This window comes from Bradyrhizobium guangzhouense (assembly GCF_004114955.1).
Taxonomy (GTDB): Bacteria; Pseudomonadota; Alphaproteobacteria; order Rhizobiales; family Xanthobacteraceae; genus Bradyrhizobium; species Bradyrhizobium guangzhouense.
This window is the reverse complement of record NZ_CP030053.1, coordinates 6,936,803-6,953,385: the sequence shown is the minus strand read 5'-3', so window position 1 is coordinate 6,953,385 and position 16,583 is coordinate 6,936,803. Positions and strand designations below refer to the sequence as shown.

Below are 16,583 nucleotides of genomic sequence, written 5' to 3'. Positions count from 1 at the left end.
CGGCAGAAATTCGCCAATGATTTCAGTGCCGCCTCTACTGTGCATGGGGTTGTTTTCGCGCCTGTGAGCGACCGGAGGCATTCGTGACCGCCCAGCCGCTGCTCGACGTCCAGGATCTCACCGTCGAATTCACCACCCGCCGCGGCATCGTCAAGGCCGTGCAGCACGTCAACATCTCCGTCGCCAAGGGCGAGACGCTCGCCATCGTCGGCGAGTCCGGCTCCGGCAAGTCGGTGACCTCCTACGCGGTGATGCGCATCCTCGACCGCGCCGGCAAGATCGCCGAAGGATCGGTGATGTTCTCCGGCATCGACGTGAAGGCCGCGAGCGAAGCCCAGATGCGCGATCTGCGCGGCCGCGAAGTCTCGATGATCTTCCAGAACCCGCGCGCCGCGCTCAACCCGATCCGCAAGGTGGGCGACCAGATCGAGGACGTCTTGCGCACCCATGTGCAGCAGGCCCAGGTTGCCGATCACGGCGAGAGGGCGATCGAGGCGCTGGAGCAGGTCAAGATCGCCCGCCCGCGCGAGCGCTACCACGCTTATCCGTTCGAGCTGTCGGGCGGCATGTGCCAGCGCGTCGTCATCGCGCTGGCGCTCGCCTGCAATCCGCAGCTGCTGATCGCCGACGAGCCGACCACCGGGTTGGACGTCACCACGCAAAAGGCGGTGATGGACCTGATCGTCGAGCTGACGAAGCGCAAGGCGATGTCGACCATCCTGATCACCCACGATCTGGGCTTGGCGGCCGCCTATTGCGACCGCGTCGTGGTGATGGAGAAGGGTCGCGTCGTCGAGACCGCCAAGGCCGCCGACATCTTCGCGAGCCCGCAGCACCCCTACACCAAGAAACTGATGCGCGCGACGCCGCGGCTCGGGGTGTCGCTGAGAGACCTGCTGCCGGAGGAGGAGGGTGCGATACTCGCCGCCCCCGCGGAGCCAGCACCATCCGCCGCCGCGGAGAGCCAAAAGCCTCTCCTGCTCATCGAAAAGCTGGTGAAAGAATATCCCCGCCAGGGCGCCACCGCCACGCTCGGAAAACTGTTCGGCCGCAAGCCGCCCGTTGAGCCGGACATGTTCCGCGCCGTCGACGGCATCAGCTTCGCGATCGGCCATGGCGAGAGCGTCGGCCTGGTCGGCGAATCCGGCTGCGGCAAATCGACCACGTCGATGATGGTGATGCGCCTCCTGGACCAGACTTCCGGCCTGATCCAGTTCGACGGCGAGGACATCGGCGGTATTCAGCCTGCCAGCTTCGCCCGGCTGCCGCAGCGCAGCCGTATCCAGATGGTGTTCCAGGATCCGACCGACAGTCTCAACCCGCGCTTCACCGCCGCGCGCGCCATCGCCGATCCCATCATTCAGCTCGGCGATATCAGGGGCCGCGACGCGCTTCGCGCCCGCTGCGAGGAACTGGCCACCATGGTCGGCCTGCCGCACAATCTGCTCGATCGTTTTCCGCACCAGCTGTCCGGCGGCCAGAAGGCCCGCGTCGGCATCGCCCGCGCCATCGCGCTGCATCCGAAGCTGGTCATCCTGGACGAGCCGACCGCGGCGCTGGACGTCTCGGTGCAGGCGGTTGTCCTGAACCTGCTCCAGGACCTGAAGGCGCGGCTAGGTATGAGCTATCTGTTCGTTTCGCATGATTTGAATGTAGTGCGCTTGTTGTGCGATCGTGTCATTGTGATGCGGGCGGGGCGGATCGTCGAAGAGGGCGCTTCCGAGCAGGTCTTGAGCGATCCGCAGGACGACTACACCAAGGAGCTGCTGACGGCGATCCCGCATCCGCCGCTGCAGATACACTGAGAGACTATTTGGGAGCGTGATGGCCGAGCCGCTGGACGATTATATCGACGCCGTATCGAAAGCGCTGGCGCTGCCGGTCGAGGAAGCCTGGAGGCCTGCGGTGCGCGCCAATCTCGAGGTGTCGCTGCGGCTTGGCCGCATGGTCGACGAATTCGCGCTGCCGGACGAGACCGAGCCGGCGCCGATCTTCACGGCCTGATGCTGCCATGACCTCCAAGCCAGAGATGACGGCCGCCGAGATTGCGAGCGCGGTCGCAGCCCGCAAGATGTCCGCAATCGATGCGACTGAATCGGCTCTTACCCGCATCAAGCAGCGCGACACCACCCTCAACGCCTTCACCGACGTCACCGCCGATCGCGCGCGCGAGAGAGCGAAAGCCATCGATGCCGACATCGCGGTCGGCAAGACCGTCGGCCCGCTCGCCGGCGTGCCCTTCGCGGTGAAGAATCTGTTCGACGTCGCAGGCCTGGCGACGCGGGCCGGCTCGAAGATCAACCGCGATCTCGCACCCGCCGGGCGCGACGCGACGCTGATCGAGCGGATGGAGGCCGCCGGGGCTGTGCTGGTCGGCGCACTCAACATGGGCGAATACGCCTACGACTTCACCGGCGAGAACATCCATGACGGTCCCTCACGCAATCCGCATGACACCACGCGGATGAGCGGCGGCTCCTCCGGCGGCTCGGGCAGCGCCGTCGGCAGTGCATTGGTGCCGATCGCGCTCGGTTCCGACACCAACGGCTCGATCCGCGTGCCGGCTTCCTTCTGCGGCATCTTTGGCCTCAAGCCGACCTATGGCCGGCTGTCGCGCGCGCGCTCGTTCCCGTTCGTCGCGAGCCTCGACCATCTCGGCCCGTTCGCACGTTCCGTCACCGACCTCGCGCTTGCCTATGACGCCATGCAGGGCCCGGATGCCGACGATGGCGCTTGCACGACGCGTGGGTTGGAGCCGACGCTGCCGCTGCTCGCCAATCCGGTCTCGGATCTGCGCATCGCAATCGCCGGCGGGCACTTCCAGACGAACGTGTTCCCGGAAGCCGTCGAGGCGGTCAGCCGTGTCGCCAAGGCACTCAACGCGACCAAGGTGGTCGACGTGCCCGAAGCCTCGCGCGCTCGCGCGGCGGCCTACGTCATCACCACCACCGAAGGTGCCTCGCTGCATCTCGATCGCCTGCGCAAGCGCCCGAACGATTTCGATCCGGCCGTACGCGACCGGCTGATCGCCGGCGCGATGGTGCCGGCGGCGCTGGTCGATCGTGCGCAAAAATTCCGCCGCTGGTATCGCGCGCAGCTTGCCGAGATATTCAGGTCCGTCGACGTGCTGCTCGCGCCGGCAACGCCCTGCACGGCGCCGAAGCTCGGCCAGGTCAATTTCAATCTCGACGGCGTCGAGCTGCCGGTGCGTGCCAATATCGGCATCCACACCCAGCCGATCTCCTTCATCGGTCTGCCGGTGGTCGCGGTGCCCGTGCCGCTCGAGCCGATGCCGATCGGCGTGCAGATCATCTGCGCGCCCTGGCGCGAAGACATCGCGCTCCGCGTCGCGTACGCATTGGAAAAGATGGGCGTGGTTGCCGCGCCAGCCCCAAGGGGACTTTAAGAGGATTTTGAGATGGAGATCGATCTCGCCGACGTGATCGCGGAAGTCAGAGCCGCGTTCGAGCGTTATGAGCAGGCCCTCGTCAGCAACGACGTCGCCGTGCTCGGTGAACTCTTCCGCAACGATCCCCGCACGCTGCGCTATGGCATCGGTGAGAACCTCTATGGCTATGAGGCAATCTCCGGCTTCCGCGCCGGCCGGTCGCCGGTCGGCCTTAACCGTCGCAGGGCGAAGACGGTGATATCGAGCTATGGCCGCGACACGGCGGTGGCCTCCACCCTGTTCTATCGCGACACGGCCCCCGGCAAGGTCGGCCGCCAGATGCAGACCTGGATTCGCTTCCCGGAGGGCTGGCGCGTCGTCGCGGCCCATGTCAGCATCATCGACGAGTCGAAAGAGACCTGACCGTATGACGCTTGACGATTTTCCGCCCGGGACACTGCCGGCCGAACCGGTGGTGCCGCGCGTCGACCGTGCCTCGCCGTCGGTGCAGAAGGTCACGCGCGCGGAGGAGCTGCGTCTCCAGCTCGCCGACGAGATCGTGCGGGGAACTCTGGCCCCTGGCGCGCCGCTGGACGAGACCGACATCGCACGGCGCTTCAGCGTGTCGCGCACTCCGGTGCGCGAAGCGCTGCGTCAGTTGGTCACGAGCGGCCTGGTCGAGGCGCGCCCCCACCGCGGTGCGGTCGTCGCCCAGCCCTCGATCGAGCGTCTCAAGAGCATGTTCGAGGCGATGGCGGAGCTGGAGGCATTGTGTGCCGGCCTTGCGGCCGAACGTATGTCGGCCTCCGAGCGTCACGGTTTGGAGGCAATCCATGAGGAGTTGCGCGTGCTCAGCTACGCCGGCAATCCCGATCGCTTCCACGAGGTCAATGAACGCTTCCACAACGCGATCTATGCGGGCTCGCAGAACGGCTACATCGCCGAGATCACGCTGGCGACCCGCGTCCGCGTGCAGCCGTTCCGCCGCGCCCAGTTTCGCAATCTTGGCCGTCTCGCCAAGTCACAAGCCGAGCACGACCGCGTCGTCGTCGCCATCATGCGCGGTGACAAGCAGGGCGCCGCGGCCGCGATGCGCGCTCATATCGAGCTGGTGCGCGGGGAGTATGAGATTTACGCGGTGTCGGTGTAGGGCACGCCTATGTCGTGGCGGCTTCCTTCATATACGCGCGCCATCCCCCATACACCGTGATGTCGCGCGCCTCGCCCAGCGCCTCCGGCTCGACGAGAAACCCTTTCACGCTACGACCATCCGCCAGCCGAATCGTTCCGATCGCCATCGGCGCCGGAATCGCATTCACGAACTGGCCGAACGCGGACGACGAGAGCGACCAGATCTCGAGCTCGATCGATGCGCCCTTGCCGGCTTCGACGCGCAACATGCCGGGCTTCGGCGGCGTGGTCGGAAGCGCATAGAGCTTGTAGTCGGGCGCAGTCCTGGTCGCCTCGATCAGCCTCGCATTCAGCGCCTTCAATTCCCCGTTCAGCGCCATGCCGGAGAGATGTGCGCCGACGACGGCGATCGGAATTTCGTCGCTGCTGTTTCCGGGAAGGGCAGCAAGCGGTGCCTGCGCCACGCCCTTGGCGCCAACGGTCAGCTTGGTATCCGCATGGAAGACGCGGCCGATGCTCGCAAGCATCCCATCGCGTCCTGCAGGCGCCAGCAGCGTGATGCCGAACGGGATGCCGTCCGTGCGCATCGACGCCGGCACAGCGAGGCCGCAGAGATCGAGCAGGTTGACGAAATTGGTGTAGGTGCCGAGCCGGCTGTTGAGCTCGATCGGATTGGCCAGCACCTGCGCGGTCGTATAGGCCGTCGGCGCCGTCGGCAGCACCAGCGCATCGATGTTGGCGAACGCGCGCTCGGCGATCTTGCGCAGGCCTTGCAGGCGATAAAGCGCGGAGAAGGTCTCGGCTGCCGTCAGCCGCGCGCCGGCCGCGGTGATCTCGCGCGTCACCGGATGGATCGAGTCGGGTGCGGAGGCCAGCAGATTCTTGATCACGAGATAGCGCTCGGCGACCCACGGGCCCTCATAGAGCAGCCGCGCCGTCTCGTAGAACGGCTCGAGATCGAACTCGACCAGCGTTGCCCCAAGTGCGGACCAGCGCTTCAGCGCATCTGCGTAGGCGGCTTCCGATTTCTTGTCGCCGAAGAAGATCAGCTGCCCGTTGCGAGGCACGCCGAGGCGCAGCTTCGCAGGGAAGGGGATGGTCGGCTCAAGTGGCCGGTCGCGCGAGAACGGATCTGCCTGATCGGGGCCTGATATCACCGAGAGCGCGAGCGCGGCATCGTCGACCGTCAGCGCGAACACCGAGATGCAGTCGAGCGTGCGGCAGGCCGGCACCAGGCCGGCGGTCGAGATCATGCCGAGGCTCGGCTTCAGCCCGACGATGTTGTTGAGCATTGCCGGCACACGGCCGCTGCCGGCGGTGTCGGTGCCGAGCGACAACGGCACCAGTCCCGCGCCGACCGCGACAGCCGAGCCCGAGCTCGAGCCGCCGGGAATGAGATCCTCGCGGATCGAATTCTTCGGGATGCCATAGGGCGAGCGCACGCCGACGAGGCCCGTGGCGAACTGGTCGAGATTGGTCTTGCCGATGATGATCGCGCCCGCCGCGCGCAGCCGCTCCACCGCGGTCGAGTCATGGGTCGGCGTGTAGGAGAAAGCCGGACAGGCCGCCGTGGTCGGAAATCCGAGTGCGTCGATATTGTCCTTCACCGCGACGGGAATGCCATAGAGCGGCAAGCTGGCGGCATCCGCGCGCGCCGCAAGCTTTTCGGCCTCGGCGATCGCGTCCTTCTCGTCGCGCAGGCTGATGAAGACGGCGGGATCGTTGCGCTCGCGGATGCGCTGATACGTGCGCGCGATCGTCTGCGCCGGCGTGAGCGTGCCGGCGCGATGCGCGGCCACAATCGCGGCGATCGTTTCAGGCTGCTCAGCCCCTAGTTCAGCCCCCATGGCGTCAAAACTCCGGCAACATGTCTTCACCCGGAATGAAGCAAGCGATGTGCCATTGTGTACATTATCCGGGCAGCACGGCCGCTCCGGATCTTACAGCAAGATCAGCCGCTTGGGAGCAATGCTGATGAGCGAGCAGGCTGTTGCAGCGACGCCCGGCTCAGGGCATTTGCCCAAATCATGTGCAGCCAGTGTCAGGTAAAGCCAGCGAGGATCTGAAGCAGGCGCTCCCGGTTGGCCTTGCCGAGCTTCTGCTCGACATGCCGTTCGTGCTCGGCGGCGAGGCGCTTGAATTTTGCCAGCGCTGTCTCGCCCTGCGTGGTGAGGTGGAGCGCGTGCGAGCGCCGGTCCGATTTCGATTTGATCCGCTTCACCAGCTTCCGTTCTTCAAGGCTATCGAGCAGATGCACCAGCCGGGCGCGCTCGATGCCGAGGCGCTTTGCCACCGCCATCTGCGAGAGCCCCGGATTGGCGCCGATCAAAGTCAGCACCGAATATTGCGTCGGCCTGATATCGACCTCTTCAAGCGTCTTGATGAAGTCCTGAAAGATCCAGATCTGGAAGCGCCGCACCGCGTAGCCGGCGTGGCCAACCAGCGTATCGAGGCCGATCTCATCCGCGTCGATCCGTCGCGCCGCGCCGTTGCCGGCGCGTCTGCGGTGAGGGGTCTGGCCTGCGCCGGTTGTCACGTGGGATCTCCTGCCGCGCGACCTTAACGCCTCGGCGGCTCCAACGGAAGATTGTTGTTGACGACAACAATTGTCATGCCCGACATTATCGGCAAAGCAGCCCGGAACGAGGTTGCGGCCGATCCCTGTTACGGGCGAGGAGGAAAACATGACGTCGGCCCCACGCGGTGACGCTTCGAGCCTGTTCGCAACGCCCAAGACAGTCGCGGAGCATCGCGCCGACGGCAGCGTCGTGCTGCGCTCGCCCGAGCCCCTGCGCGATAGCGCGCGTTGTATCGGCGACTGGCTGGAACGATGGGCGCGGCAAACACCGGACAGGACATTCCTCGCGGAGCGCGACAGTGCCGACACGCCGTGGGCCACCGTGACTTACGCGGGTGCCTTGCGGCGGGTTCGCGCGGCGGCCTCGTGGATTTTGGCGCAAGAGCTGAGCGCGGAGCGTCCCCTTGTCATTCTCTCCGACAATGGCATTGACCATGCGCTGCTCGCGCTCGCGGCTCAGCATGTCGGCGTGCCCTCGGCCGCAATCTCGCCGGCCTATTCGCTGATGTCGAGGGATTTCGACAAGCTGAAAAGCATGATCGCGCTGCTCGAGCCCGGCGCGATCTATGTTTCCGCCACAAAGCCGTTCGCGGCAGCCCTCGCTGCGATCAAGCCGTTGCATACGGCGCAGATCATTAGTGGCGTCGCTGGCGACGCTGATGCGCTCGCTTTCCGTGCCATCGCTGCGACGGCCGAGACGCCTGACGTTGCAAGGGCCTTCGCTGCCGTGACCCCGGATACGATCGCAAAATTCCTGTTCACTTCGGGTTCGACCGGCACGCCGAAGGCCGTCATCAACACCCAGCGCATGCTGACATCGAGCCAGCAGGCCAAGGCGCAGACCTGGACCTTTCTTGAACACGGCGATGATCTTGTCATCCTCGACTGGCTGCCCTGGAGCCACACGTTCGGCGCCAACCACAATTTCAATCTCGTGCTGCGCAACGGCGGCTCGCTCTATATCGACGGCGGCAAGCCCGCGCCCGGCCTCTTCTCAACGTCGCTCGCCAATCTGAAAAGCGTGATGCCGACGGTCTATTTCAACGTGCCGCGTGGCTTTGACATGCTGATCGCGGCGCTGCGTGGCGACGAGGAGCTGCGCCGGCGTTTCTTTCGCGAGGTGAAGTTCGCCTTCTACGCCGGTGCCGCCTTGCCGCAGAATCTCTGGGACGCGCTGGAGCAGCTCTCCATCGAAACCATTGGCCGTGCGCTACCGATGGTCTCGGCCTGGGGCTCGACGGAAACCTCGCCGCTGGCGACCGATTGTCATTTCCTCGCGGAGCGTTCCGGCAATATCGGCGTGCCGATTCCTGGTACGGAGTTGAAGCTCGTGACCTCCGGCGACAAGCTGGAGGTGCGGGTGCGTGGCCCCAACGTCACGCCTGGCTATTGGAAAGCGCCGGAGCTGACAAAGCAGGCGTTTGACGAGGAGGGCTTCTATCTCATAGGCGACGCCGTGAAGCTTGCGGATCCGAAGCGGCCCGAACGTGGCTTGTTCTTTGACGGCCGTGTCGCCGAGGATTTCAAGCTCAACTCCGGCACCTGGGTCAGCGTCGGCACGTTGCGCGTCGCCGGCATCGCCGCGCTGGCGCCGCTGGCTCAGGATATCGTCGTCAGCGGCCATGGCGGCGACGAGGTGCGCTTCCTGGTGTTCCCGAATATCGCCGCGTGCCGGGCTCATGCTGGCCTGCCGGACACTGCTGATGTGAGCGACCTGCTGGCGCATGACAGGGTCCGGTCTACGATCGCGCAAGGCTTGGCCAAACTGAAGCAGCAGAGCGCCAATTCCTCCGGACACGCGACGCGCGCGCTGCTGCTCACCGAGCCGCCGTCGGTCGATGGCGGCGAGATCACCGATAAAGGTTACATCAACCAGCGTGCCGTGCTGACGCGGCGCGCCGACGCCGTGGCGCGGTTGAACGACCATGCGTCGGCGGAGTGGATCGCCTGCGGCTAGCGGAGCCGAATACCGATTGGCTGCGTGCTGCGGCTTGGCGTCTCTCTATGCGGATGATGCTTCGCGTCGCCGGTACATGCCGCGGTGCGGCGGCACTTGCCAAAATAGGAAATGGAGGTAATGATTATAACATATAACTAAATAGGGAGGTCTGCATGAGGACTGGCTTGATATCGACCGCCGCGCTGGCCGCGCTTCTGGGATCGACCGCCTTGGCTCGCGCCGACGGCGAAGCCTGCTCGCCGGTCACAACGGCTTCGCTCGGCATCTCCGGCATCGAGATCACCGGATCCAAAACGCAGGACGCCGCTAACGGTCTTCCCAAGCATTGCATTTTGACGGGGCTCGCCAACCGGCGCACCGGAGCCGACGGGAAGCAGTATGCCATCGGGTTCGAATTGCGATTGCCGGCCGAGTGGAACGGCCGCTTCCTGCATCAGGTCAATGGCGGCAACGACGGCGTCGTCGTGCCCGCTCTTGGCAGCCTGCCCGAGGGCTCGGCCTCCGGTGGCTCAGTGCCATTGACGCGCGGCTTTGCCGTGCTGTCGTCGGACAGTGGCCATTCCGGATCGGACCCCGCGAACAAATCGCTGGGCCTGACCGCGGGAGCGGCGTTCGGCCTCGATCCACAGGCGCGGCGCGACTATGGCTATGCCGCCGACATGACGCTATCGCCGGTCGCAAAGCAGATCATCGCCCTGCATTACGGACGCAAGCCGGATCGCTCCTATATGGCGGGATGCTCGAACGGCGGGCGTCACGCCATGGTCGCGGCTTCGCGCATGCCGGAAAATTACGACGGCTTCCTCGTCGGCAATCCTGGCTTCGACCTGCCGCGCGCTGCGATCCAGCATGCCTGGGACGTGCAGGCCTTTCTGAAAGCTGATCCTGATCTGCGCAAATCCATCACCAAGGAGGACGCCCAGCTCGTTTCCTCGCGCATTACGGAGGCCTGCGATGCGCTCGACGGCGTCAAGGATGGGCTGACGGCCAATCTCGCCGCCTGTCAGAAGGCGTTCGATCTCAAGAGCCTGGTCTGCGCGCCGGGGCAGAACAGCGCCTGTTTGTCCGAAGCCAAGGTCGACGCCCTGAAGATGAGCCTCGCTGGACCGAAGAATTCGAAAGGTGAGGCGCTCTATTCCGACTGGCCGCTCGATGGTGGCATCGGCACCGGCAATTGGCGCACCTGGAAGGTCGAGAGCCCCGTCGCGCCCTGGAACAATTACCCGATCATCGCCACCATGGGTGCAGCTTCGCTGAACTATATCTTCTCGACGCCCCCGGTCGCGGTCGAGGGCAGCAACGAGAAGCTGGTCGAGGCACTGAAGGCCTATGATTTCGACAAGGACGCACCAAAGATTTTCACCAAGGACGCGACCTTCACGGAATCGGCCATGGACTTCATGACGCCGCCCGACGTCGATGATCCAAAGCTCGCATCGCTCCAGAAGTCTGGCGGGAAGATGCTGATCTATCACGGCCAGGCCGATCCGGTGTTCTCGGTGAACGACACCATCCGCTGGTACGACCGGCTGGACAAGAACCTGCAGGGGCACGCCGACGGCGTCGCGCGCTTGTTTACGATTCCGGGCGAAACGCACTGCGGTGGCGGCGTCACCCTCGACAAGTTCGATGCACTGACCGCGCTGATTGACTGGGTGGAGAAAGGCAAGGCACCCGAGCGCATCATCGCGTCGGCCAATCCCGCCAACAAGGAAGTCCCTGCGTCCTGGAGTCCGGGCCGCACGCGGCCGCTATGTCCGTATCCGAGCTACGCCGCGTATTCCGGGCAGGGCGACAGCGAGGATGCGGCGAATTTCGTCTGCAAGACGCCGTAGCTCGTCGTGCCGTCGGCAGGCGCTTGCCCCAACCCAGTGCGGCGCATAGCGCCGCGCTGCAGAGCCGGGGCCACGGTTCTGGGTCCCGGCTCTGCGTCACGTCATTTCATGCCGCGCCGCGTCCAGGACACGAGAACCTTCTTACACCACCTTGCTGCTCCCCTGCGTGATCAGCCGGGCCGCGCGCTGGTCTCGCGCGTAGATCCACAGCCAGCTCAGCGCGACGCTGAGGCGATGGCGGAGGCCGATCAGGAAGTAGATGTGGGCGACGCCCCAGATCCACCACGCGATGGTGCCGCGCAGCTTGACCTTGCCGAAATCGATCACCGCGAGCCGCTTGCCGATCTGTGCGAGGCTGCCGGCGTGCTTGTAGCGGAACGGGCCGGTCGGCGCGCCCTGCAGCCGCGCCTTGATGGTCGCCGCGACATGCTTGCCCTGCTGCTTCGCCGCCGGGGCGATGCCCGGCACGGGCTTGCCGTCCCACGCGTTGATGTTGATGGTGTCGCCGATCGCAAAGATTTCGGGATGGCCGGGAATGGTGAGATCGCCCTCGACCTGCACGCGCCCGGCACGATCGCTTGGTGCGCCCAGCCATTCGGCGGCGGGCGAGGCACGGACGCCAGCGGCCCAGATCCGGGTCTTGGCATTCAACAACTGACCGCCGAATACCACGCCCTCGCGGTTGATCTCGGTGACGGCCTGCCCCAGCACGACCTCGACGCCGATCTTCTCCAGCGAGGCTTGCGCGTAAGCCGACAGGTCGTCCGGAAAGCCTGCCAGCACGCGGGGGCCGGCCTCGATCAGCACGACGCGCGCCTTGGTGGTGTCGATGTTGCGGAAGTCGCCGGGCAGGGTGTGGTGCGCCATCTCGGCGATGGTGCCGGCGAGTTCGACGCCGGTCGGGCCGGCGCCGACGATCACGAAGGTCAGACGGGCAGCGCGCTTCGCGGGATCAGTCTCGCGCTCGGCACGTTCGAACGCCACCAGGATGTGACGACGCAACGTGGTCGCGTCTTCCAGCGTCTTCAGTCCCGGCGCCCAATTCTCCCACTCGTCATGGCCGAAATAGGCGTGACGCGCGCCGGTGGCGAGCACCAGCGTGTCGTAGGGCACCTCGCTGCCGTCATCGATCAGCACGCATCGGCGTGCCGCATCGACGCCGCTCACCGTTGCAAACAGCGTCGTCACCTCGCGCCGGTCGCGCATGAGATGACGGATCGGCCAGGCGATCTCGCTGGTCGCGAGCGAGGCGGTCGCGACCTGGTAAAGCAGCGGTTGAAACAGGTGATGGTTGCGGCGGTCGATCAGCGTGATCTCGACCGGTGCACCGGCAAGCCGGTAGGTCGTCTCCAGCCCGCCGAAGCCGGCGCCGACGATGACGACGCGATGGGGATTTGCGGCCATGGTGCACCCTCGAATCTCTCGCTGTTTCATTCCCTCATTTAAGAGCGGATTGGGCGCCGTGGTCCAATAGCCGTCATCAATGATGGAATTGGCGTGGCGTATCGATAGTCCCCGCGGAAGTACCGCAGATCCCGGACCGGCCCTGGGCCGGCCTCGGGCAAAGCAGGTAGAATTATATTTCTTGCCATCTCCGATTGGGGCGAAATATGGTGCAGGGGCAGCCGCTGAGCCATTGGCGGGGCGACAGATTTTGCGTTCAATAGAGACAGGCTCGGGGCGGCGATCACCCGTTTCCGGGATCAATAATAGGGAGGGGAGTTGCTATGAGGACGGCATTCTGGCTGGCGGGCGCAGCGGCGCTGGTGCTGGCAAATCCGGCATCCGCCGGCGACACCATCAAGATCGGTTTCGTCTCGACCTTCAGCGGCCCGACGGCCGTGATCGGCAACGACATGCGCAACTCGTTCGAGCTCGCGCTCGACCATCTCGGGCGCAAGATGGGCGGCAAGCCGGTCGAGGTGATCTATGAGGATGATGGTCAGAAGCCCGATGTCGGCAAGCAGAAGACCGAGAAGCTGGTGCAGTCCGACAAGGTCGATTTCCTGGCCGGCTACATCTGGTCGAACGTGCTGCTCGCCTCTCTCAAGACCGCGGTGGACTCGCAGACCTTCCTGATATCAGCCAATGCCGGCCCGTCGCAGCTCGCCGGCGAGCTGTGCAGCCCTTATGTGTTCTCGACCTCCTGGCAGAACGATCAGACCCCGGCCGCCGTGGGCCTCTACATGAACGCGAACGGCGTCAAGAGCGTGTTCCTGATCGGCCCGAACTATGCCGCCGGAAAGGACATGCTCGCGGGCCTGAAGAGCACGTTCAAGGGCGAGGTCAAGGGCGAGGAGTACACGGTCTGGCCGAGCCAGCTTGATTTCTCCGCCGAGCTCTCCAAGGCGCGCGCCTCCGGGGCCGAGTCGATCTTCGTGTTTTATCCGGGTGCGGCCGGCGTGCAGTTCCTCAATCAATATGCGCAGGCTGGACTGAAGAGCACGATGCCGCTCTACACCGCCTTCACCGTCGATGAGTTGTCCCTGCCGCTTCAAAAGGAGAACGCGCTTGGCGTTCCCGGCGCGCAGGAATGGGTCAACGATCTCCCCAATGAGCAGAACAAGCGCTTTGTCGCCGACTATCGCAAGAAATACACGGGTCTTCGCCCAACCTATTACGGCGCGCAGGCCTATGACGCGGCGCAGCTCATCAACAGCGCGGTGGTCGCCGTTGGCGGCGACACGTCCAAGAAGGACGCGATGAAGGCCGAGATGGAGAAGGCCAACTTCAAGTCGCTGCGTGGCGCGTTCAAATACGGCAACAACCACATCCCGATCCAGAACTTCTATCTGCAGGACGTGGTGAAGGGCGCCGGCGGCGAGCTCTCGCTGAAGACCGTTGCCACCATCGTCACCAACGATCAGGACCGCTTCCACGACAAGTGCCCGATGAAGTGAGGCTCTACTCTATCTCTCCCCGCAACTGTCTCGCCGAAGCTTTAGCGAAGCGGATGCGGGGAGAGGAGTTCTCAGCTCTCTCCTCCGTCATTGCGAGCGCAGCGACGCAATCCAGAATCCCTCCGCGGAAAGAGTCTTGATTGCTTCGCTACGCTCGCAATGACGGCGCGGATAGAGCCTACGCCCGCGGCACGCTCGATGGGCGCACCTCGCGGGCCTGCGCGGCGAGCCTGATGCCGGCATTGGCAGCGCCGAATCCCTGATAGCTCCGCCGCTCGACGATCTCGAAGAAGAAGCGCTCGTCGAAAATGTGGGTGTAGACCTGGAAGAATTCGCCGTCGCCCTCGCGGTCGTAGAGGATGTGATTGGCGCGGAGTTTTGCCATGACATCGGGGGCGAGGTCGTATTTGGCCTCGATGTCGTCGTAGTAATTGTCAGGAATGTCCAGGAAGCCGGCGCCGCGGGCACGCATCGCGGCGACGGCGGCGAAGATGTCCTCGCACGCAAACGCGACGTGCTGCACGCCCGAGCCGAAAAACTCGGAGATGAAGCGCGCGGGCAGCGTGCGGTTGGCGGAGGAGCCGTTGACGACGAAGCGCAGGCTCCGGTCGCCATTGATGAGGGCCTGGCTCTGCACGAGGCCCCTGGGGTCGGCGATCTCCATCTGCGGCAACCGCTTGAGATCGAGGATGCCGGTGTAGAACAGCAGCCAGGACAGCATCTCGTCATACGGCATCGATTGCGCGATGTGGTCGACCGCGAGCAGCGCATCGGTGCTTGCGTCGCTCGCGACAGGCGCGAAATCCGTGTCCCAGTTCTTCCCGGCCTGGTCGAGGAAGTAGAGAAGGCTGCCGCCGACGCCGTGGATGGCGGGGATCTCCAGCTCGCCCGGTCCAACCGGCTGGTAGAAGGTGCGCGCCTTCAGCGTTTCGGCCCGCTGCATGGCAAGGCCGGCATTGTCGACGTCGAGCGCGATGGCGCAGACGCCGGGACCGTGCGTGACGTAGTGCGAATGCGCAAAGCCGTCGGTCTCGGAGTTGATCACCAGCTCGACCTTGCCTTGCGACCACCGCTCCACCATCTTGCTGCGATGCTTGCCGGTCTTGCGGAAGCCGAGCTGTGAAAACAATTGCGCAAGCTCGCCGGCCTTGGTCTCATTGACGGCGAATTCGATGAAGCCGGTGCCGCTGCTCTTGGGCTTCGGAGCCAGGGGCTCGCCGACGAGCTTTGGCCAGTCCGGGGCGAGGTGGTCCTGCAACAAGATCAGCGAACGCAGGCCGTCGACAGCGGTCTGTGCTGCCGAGCCGGCGCGAAACTGGTCGTTGAAGATCTCCAGCGACCACGGACCGGTATAGCCGGTCGCGGCGACCGCCTGCATGAACTCGCCGACCGGCAGATCGCCCTGGCCGGGGAAGGAACGGAAGTGCCGGCTCCACGACAGGATGTCGAGCTCGAGCTTGGGCGCGTCGGCGAGCTGCACCAGAAAGATCTTGTCGCCGGGGATCGAGGCCATGGCGCGGACGGGGAAGCCCGGCGCGAGCGCGTGAAAAGAGTCGAGGATGACGCCGATCGCGGGATGATCGGCGCGCCGCACGATCTCCCAGGCATCGCGGTAATCGTTGACGTGGCGGCCCCAGGCCAGCGCCTCGTAGCCGACGCGCAAGGAGCGCTTGGCGGCGCGGTCGCCCAGCTCGCGAAAATCGTCGGCGGCGCGGTCGATGCCGCCGAGTGAGCTGGGGGAGACGTTGGAGCAGATCAGCAACAGATCAGTGCCGAGCTCATGCATCAGATCGAACTTGCACTCGGCGCGGGCAAAGTTGCGCGTGCGCTGCGGCTCCGGCATGCCCTCGAAATCGCGGAACGGCTGGAACGCGCAGATCTCGAGATTGAGATCCTTACAGAGCTTTGCAATGTCGCGTGGCTTTGAACCGAACGACAACAGGTCGTTCTCGAAAATCTCGACCGCCTCGAAGCCTGCGGATGCGATCGCACGCAGCTTTTCGTCGAGGGCGCCTGAGAGGGAGACGGTTGCGATCGAGCGCTTGTTCATGCTGCGTTGTCCTCCATTGCGCCCCCAAGGAACAGTTGCCCGATCCTGGGATCGTTCAGGATGCGCTCGGCCTTGTCGACCATGCGGGTCTGGCCGAGCTCGAGCACGATGCCGATGTCGGAAATCTCCAGCGCCGAGCGCGCGTTCTGCTCGATCATCAGGATGGTGACGCCCCGATCGCGCAAGCTCTTCAGGATATCGAAGGTCTGCTGCACCATCAGCGGCGACAGCCCGATCGAGGGCTCGTCGATCAGCACGAGCTTCGGTTCGAGCAGCAGCGAGCGGGCGATCTCGAGCTGCTTCTGCTCGCCGCCCGACAGTGTCGAGGCCTGCTGTGTGGATTTGCGCCGCAGTGCGGGGAACAGGTCGAGTGCAGCCTCGATGCGCGTCGGCAGGTCGATGCCCTTGCCGGCGGAGACCCCGCCGAGCTCGATATTGCTGCGGACCGAGAGTTCCGGAAAGATGTTGCGGCCCTGCGGCACGTAGCAGATGCCGGCATTGAGCAGCGCGCGCTGGCTCAAATTCGTGACGTCACGACCGGCAAAGCTGATTTTGCCCTCGCGCAGCTTCAGGAGACCGAAGATCGCCTTGAACACGGTAGACTTGCCGGCGCCGTTGGGGCCGATGATCGTGGTGATGGTCGCCTGCGGCACCGAAAACGTCGTGCCGTTCAGGATCGTCATCTTGCCGTAGCCGCCGACGAGGTTGTGAACCGAGAGGATCGGGTCGCTCATGATCGGC

Annotated in this window: 13 protein-coding genes; 8 read left to right on the top strand and 5 right to left on the bottom strand. The window is 64.9% G+C overall.

Annotated features, from left to right (window positions below; all coding sequences use genetic code 11):
* The first annotated feature begins 83 nt into the window (after nt 1–83).
* From XH91_RS33135 to XH91_RS33115, 5 genes are read left to right on the top strand one after another with little or no spacing between them, the layout of a single operon-like run.
* Entirely contained in the window at nt 84–1,805 is a 1,722-nt protein-coding gene (locus tag XH91_RS33135; RefSeq protein ID WP_128954504.1) for a dipeptide ABC transporter ATP-binding protein, read from the top strand.
* Between the two features lie 19 nt (nt 1,806–1,824).
* Entirely contained in the window at nt 1,825–2,004 is a 180-nt protein-coding gene (locus XH91_RS33130) for a DUF4089 domain-containing protein (protein ID WP_164718544.1), read from the top strand.
* A gap of 7 nt (nt 2,005–2,011) precedes the next feature.
* A complete protein-coding gene (locus XH91_RS33125) occupies nt 2,012–3,406 on the top strand; it encodes an AtzE family amidohydrolase (RefSeq protein WP_164933549.1) in 1,395 nt (464 codons plus the stop codon).
* Between the two features lie 12 nt (nt 3,407–3,418).
* Nucleotides 3,419–3,811: an oxalurate catabolism protein HpxZ gene (gene hpxZ / locus XH91_RS33120; protein WP_128954503.1), complete on the top strand. Its 393-nt coding sequence runs from the start codon at nt 3,419–3,421 to the stop codon at nt 3,809–3,811.
* Nucleotides 3,812–3,815: 4 nt separating this feature from the next.
* Nucleotides 3,816–4,538 carry a GntR family transcriptional regulator gene (locus XH91_RS33115; RefSeq protein ID WP_164933548.1) on the top strand — a complete coding sequence of 241 codons (723 nt, stop codon included), beginning with the start codon at nt 3,816–3,818 and terminating at the stop codon, nt 4,536–4,538.
* Nucleotides 4,539–4,545: 7 nt separating this feature from the next.
* Here XH91_RS33115 and atzF read toward each other — a convergent pair whose 3' ends face one another.
* Together atzF and XH91_RS33105 are read right to left on the bottom strand one after the other, a co-directional pair.
* Nucleotides 4,546–6,366, bottom strand: coding sequence for an allophanate hydrolase (gene atzF / locus XH91_RS33110; RefSeq protein ID WP_128954501.1), 1,821 nt, complete (start codon nt 6,364–6,366; stop codon nt 4,546–4,548).
* Nucleotides 6,367–6,560: 194 nt separating this feature from the next.
* A complete protein-coding gene (locus tag XH91_RS33105; RefSeq protein WP_128954500.1) occupies nt 6,561–7,055 on the bottom strand; it encodes a MarR family winged helix-turn-helix transcriptional regulator in 495 nt (164 codons plus the stop codon).
* Nucleotides 7,056–7,203: 148 nt separating this feature from the next.
* Here XH91_RS33105 and XH91_RS33100 point away from each other — a divergent pair, with 148 nt between their 5' ends.
* Both XH91_RS33100 and XH91_RS33095 read left to right on the top strand, forming a co-directional pair.
* Entirely contained in the window at nt 7,204–9,054 is a 1,851-nt protein-coding gene (locus tag XH91_RS33100; protein WP_164933547.1) for a feruloyl-CoA synthase, read from the top strand.
* Between the two features lie 155 nt (nt 9,055–9,209).
* A complete protein-coding gene (locus XH91_RS33095) occupies nt 9,210–10,892 on the top strand; it encodes a tannase/feruloyl esterase family alpha/beta hydrolase (protein WP_128954498.1) in 1,683 nt (560 codons plus the stop codon).
* A 141-nt stretch (nt 10,893–11,033) separates the two neighbouring features.
* Here XH91_RS33095 and XH91_RS33090 read toward each other — a convergent pair whose 3' ends face one another.
* Nucleotides 11,034–12,296 carry an NAD(P)/FAD-dependent oxidoreductase gene (locus XH91_RS33090; RefSeq protein ID WP_128954497.1) on the bottom strand — a complete coding sequence of 421 codons (1,263 nt, stop codon included), beginning with the start codon at nt 12,294–12,296 and terminating at the stop codon, nt 11,034–11,036.
* A gap of 323 nt (nt 12,297–12,619) precedes the next feature.
* Here XH91_RS33090 and XH91_RS33085 point away from each other — a divergent pair, with 323 nt between their 5' ends.
* Nucleotides 12,620–13,792 carry an ABC transporter substrate-binding protein gene (locus XH91_RS33085; protein WP_128954496.1) on the top strand — a complete coding sequence of 391 codons (1,173 nt, stop codon included), beginning with the start codon at nt 12,620–12,622 and terminating at the stop codon, nt 13,790–13,792.
* Between the two features lie 178 nt (nt 13,793–13,970).
* On the opposite strand, the gene XH91_RS33080 is transcribed toward XH91_RS33085, so the two are convergent.
* The gene (locus tag XH91_RS33080; RefSeq protein ID WP_128954495.1) at nt 13,971–15,842 is read right to left on the bottom strand and encodes a bifunctional sugar phosphate isomerase/epimerase/4-hydroxyphenylpyruvate dioxygenase family protein; all 1,872 of its coding nucleotides are present in this window, start codon (nt 15,840–15,842) and stop codon (nt 13,971–13,973) included.
* Nucleotides 15,839–16,576 carry an ABC transporter ATP-binding protein gene (locus XH91_RS33075; protein WP_128954494.1) on the bottom strand — a complete coding sequence of 246 codons (738 nt, stop codon included), beginning with the start codon at nt 16,574–16,576 and terminating at the stop codon, nt 15,839–15,841. Before XH91_RS33075 ends, XH91_RS33080 begins: the two co-directional genes overlap by 4 nt.
* Nucleotides 16,577–16,583 lie beyond the last annotated feature (7 nt).

What these genes read in the sequence shown, in the direction of transcription:
- XH91_RS33130 (WP_164718544.1), top strand. Translation starts at nt 1,825, where the DNA reads ATGGCCGAGCCGCTGGACGATTATATCGACGCCGTATCGAAAGCGCTG.
- XH91_RS33125 (WP_164933549.1), top strand. Translation starts at nt 2,012, where the DNA reads ATGACCTCCAAGCCAGAGATGACGGCCGCCGAGATTGCGAGCGCGGTC.
- hpxZ (WP_128954503.1), top strand. Translation starts at nt 3,419, where the DNA reads ATGGAGATCGATCTCGCCGACGTGATCGCGGAAGTCAGAGCCGCGTTC.
- XH91_RS33115 (WP_164933548.1), top strand. Translation starts at nt 3,816, where the DNA reads ATGACGCTTGACGATTTTCCGCCCGGGACACTGCCGGCCGAACCGGTG.
- atzF (WP_128954501.1), bottom strand. Translation starts at nt 6,366, where the DNA reads ATGGGGGCTGAACTAGGGGCTGAGCAGCCTGAAACGATCGCCGCGATT.
- XH91_RS33100 (WP_164933547.1), top strand. Translation starts at nt 7,204, where the DNA reads ATGACGTCGGCCCCACGCGGTGACGCTTCGAGCCTGTTCGCAACGCCC.
- XH91_RS33095 (WP_128954498.1), top strand. Translation starts at nt 9,210, where the DNA reads ATGAGGACTGGCTTGATATCGACCGCCGCGCTGGCCGCGCTTCTGGGA.
- XH91_RS33090 (WP_128954497.1), bottom strand. Translation starts at nt 12,296, where the DNA reads ATGGCCGCAAATCCCCATCGCGTCGTCATCGTCGGCGCCGGCTTCGGC.
- XH91_RS33085 (WP_128954496.1), top strand. Translation starts at nt 12,620, where the DNA reads ATGAGGACGGCATTCTGGCTGGCGGGCGCAGCGGCGCTGGTGCTGGCA.
- XH91_RS33080 (WP_128954495.1), bottom strand. Translation starts at nt 15,842, where the DNA reads ATGAACAAGCGCTCGATCGCAACCGTCTCCCTCTCAGGCGCCCTCGAC.
- XH91_RS33075 (WP_128954494.1), bottom strand. Translation starts at nt 16,576, where the DNA reads ATGAGCGACCCGATCCTCTCGGTTCACAACCTCGTCGGCGGCTACGGC.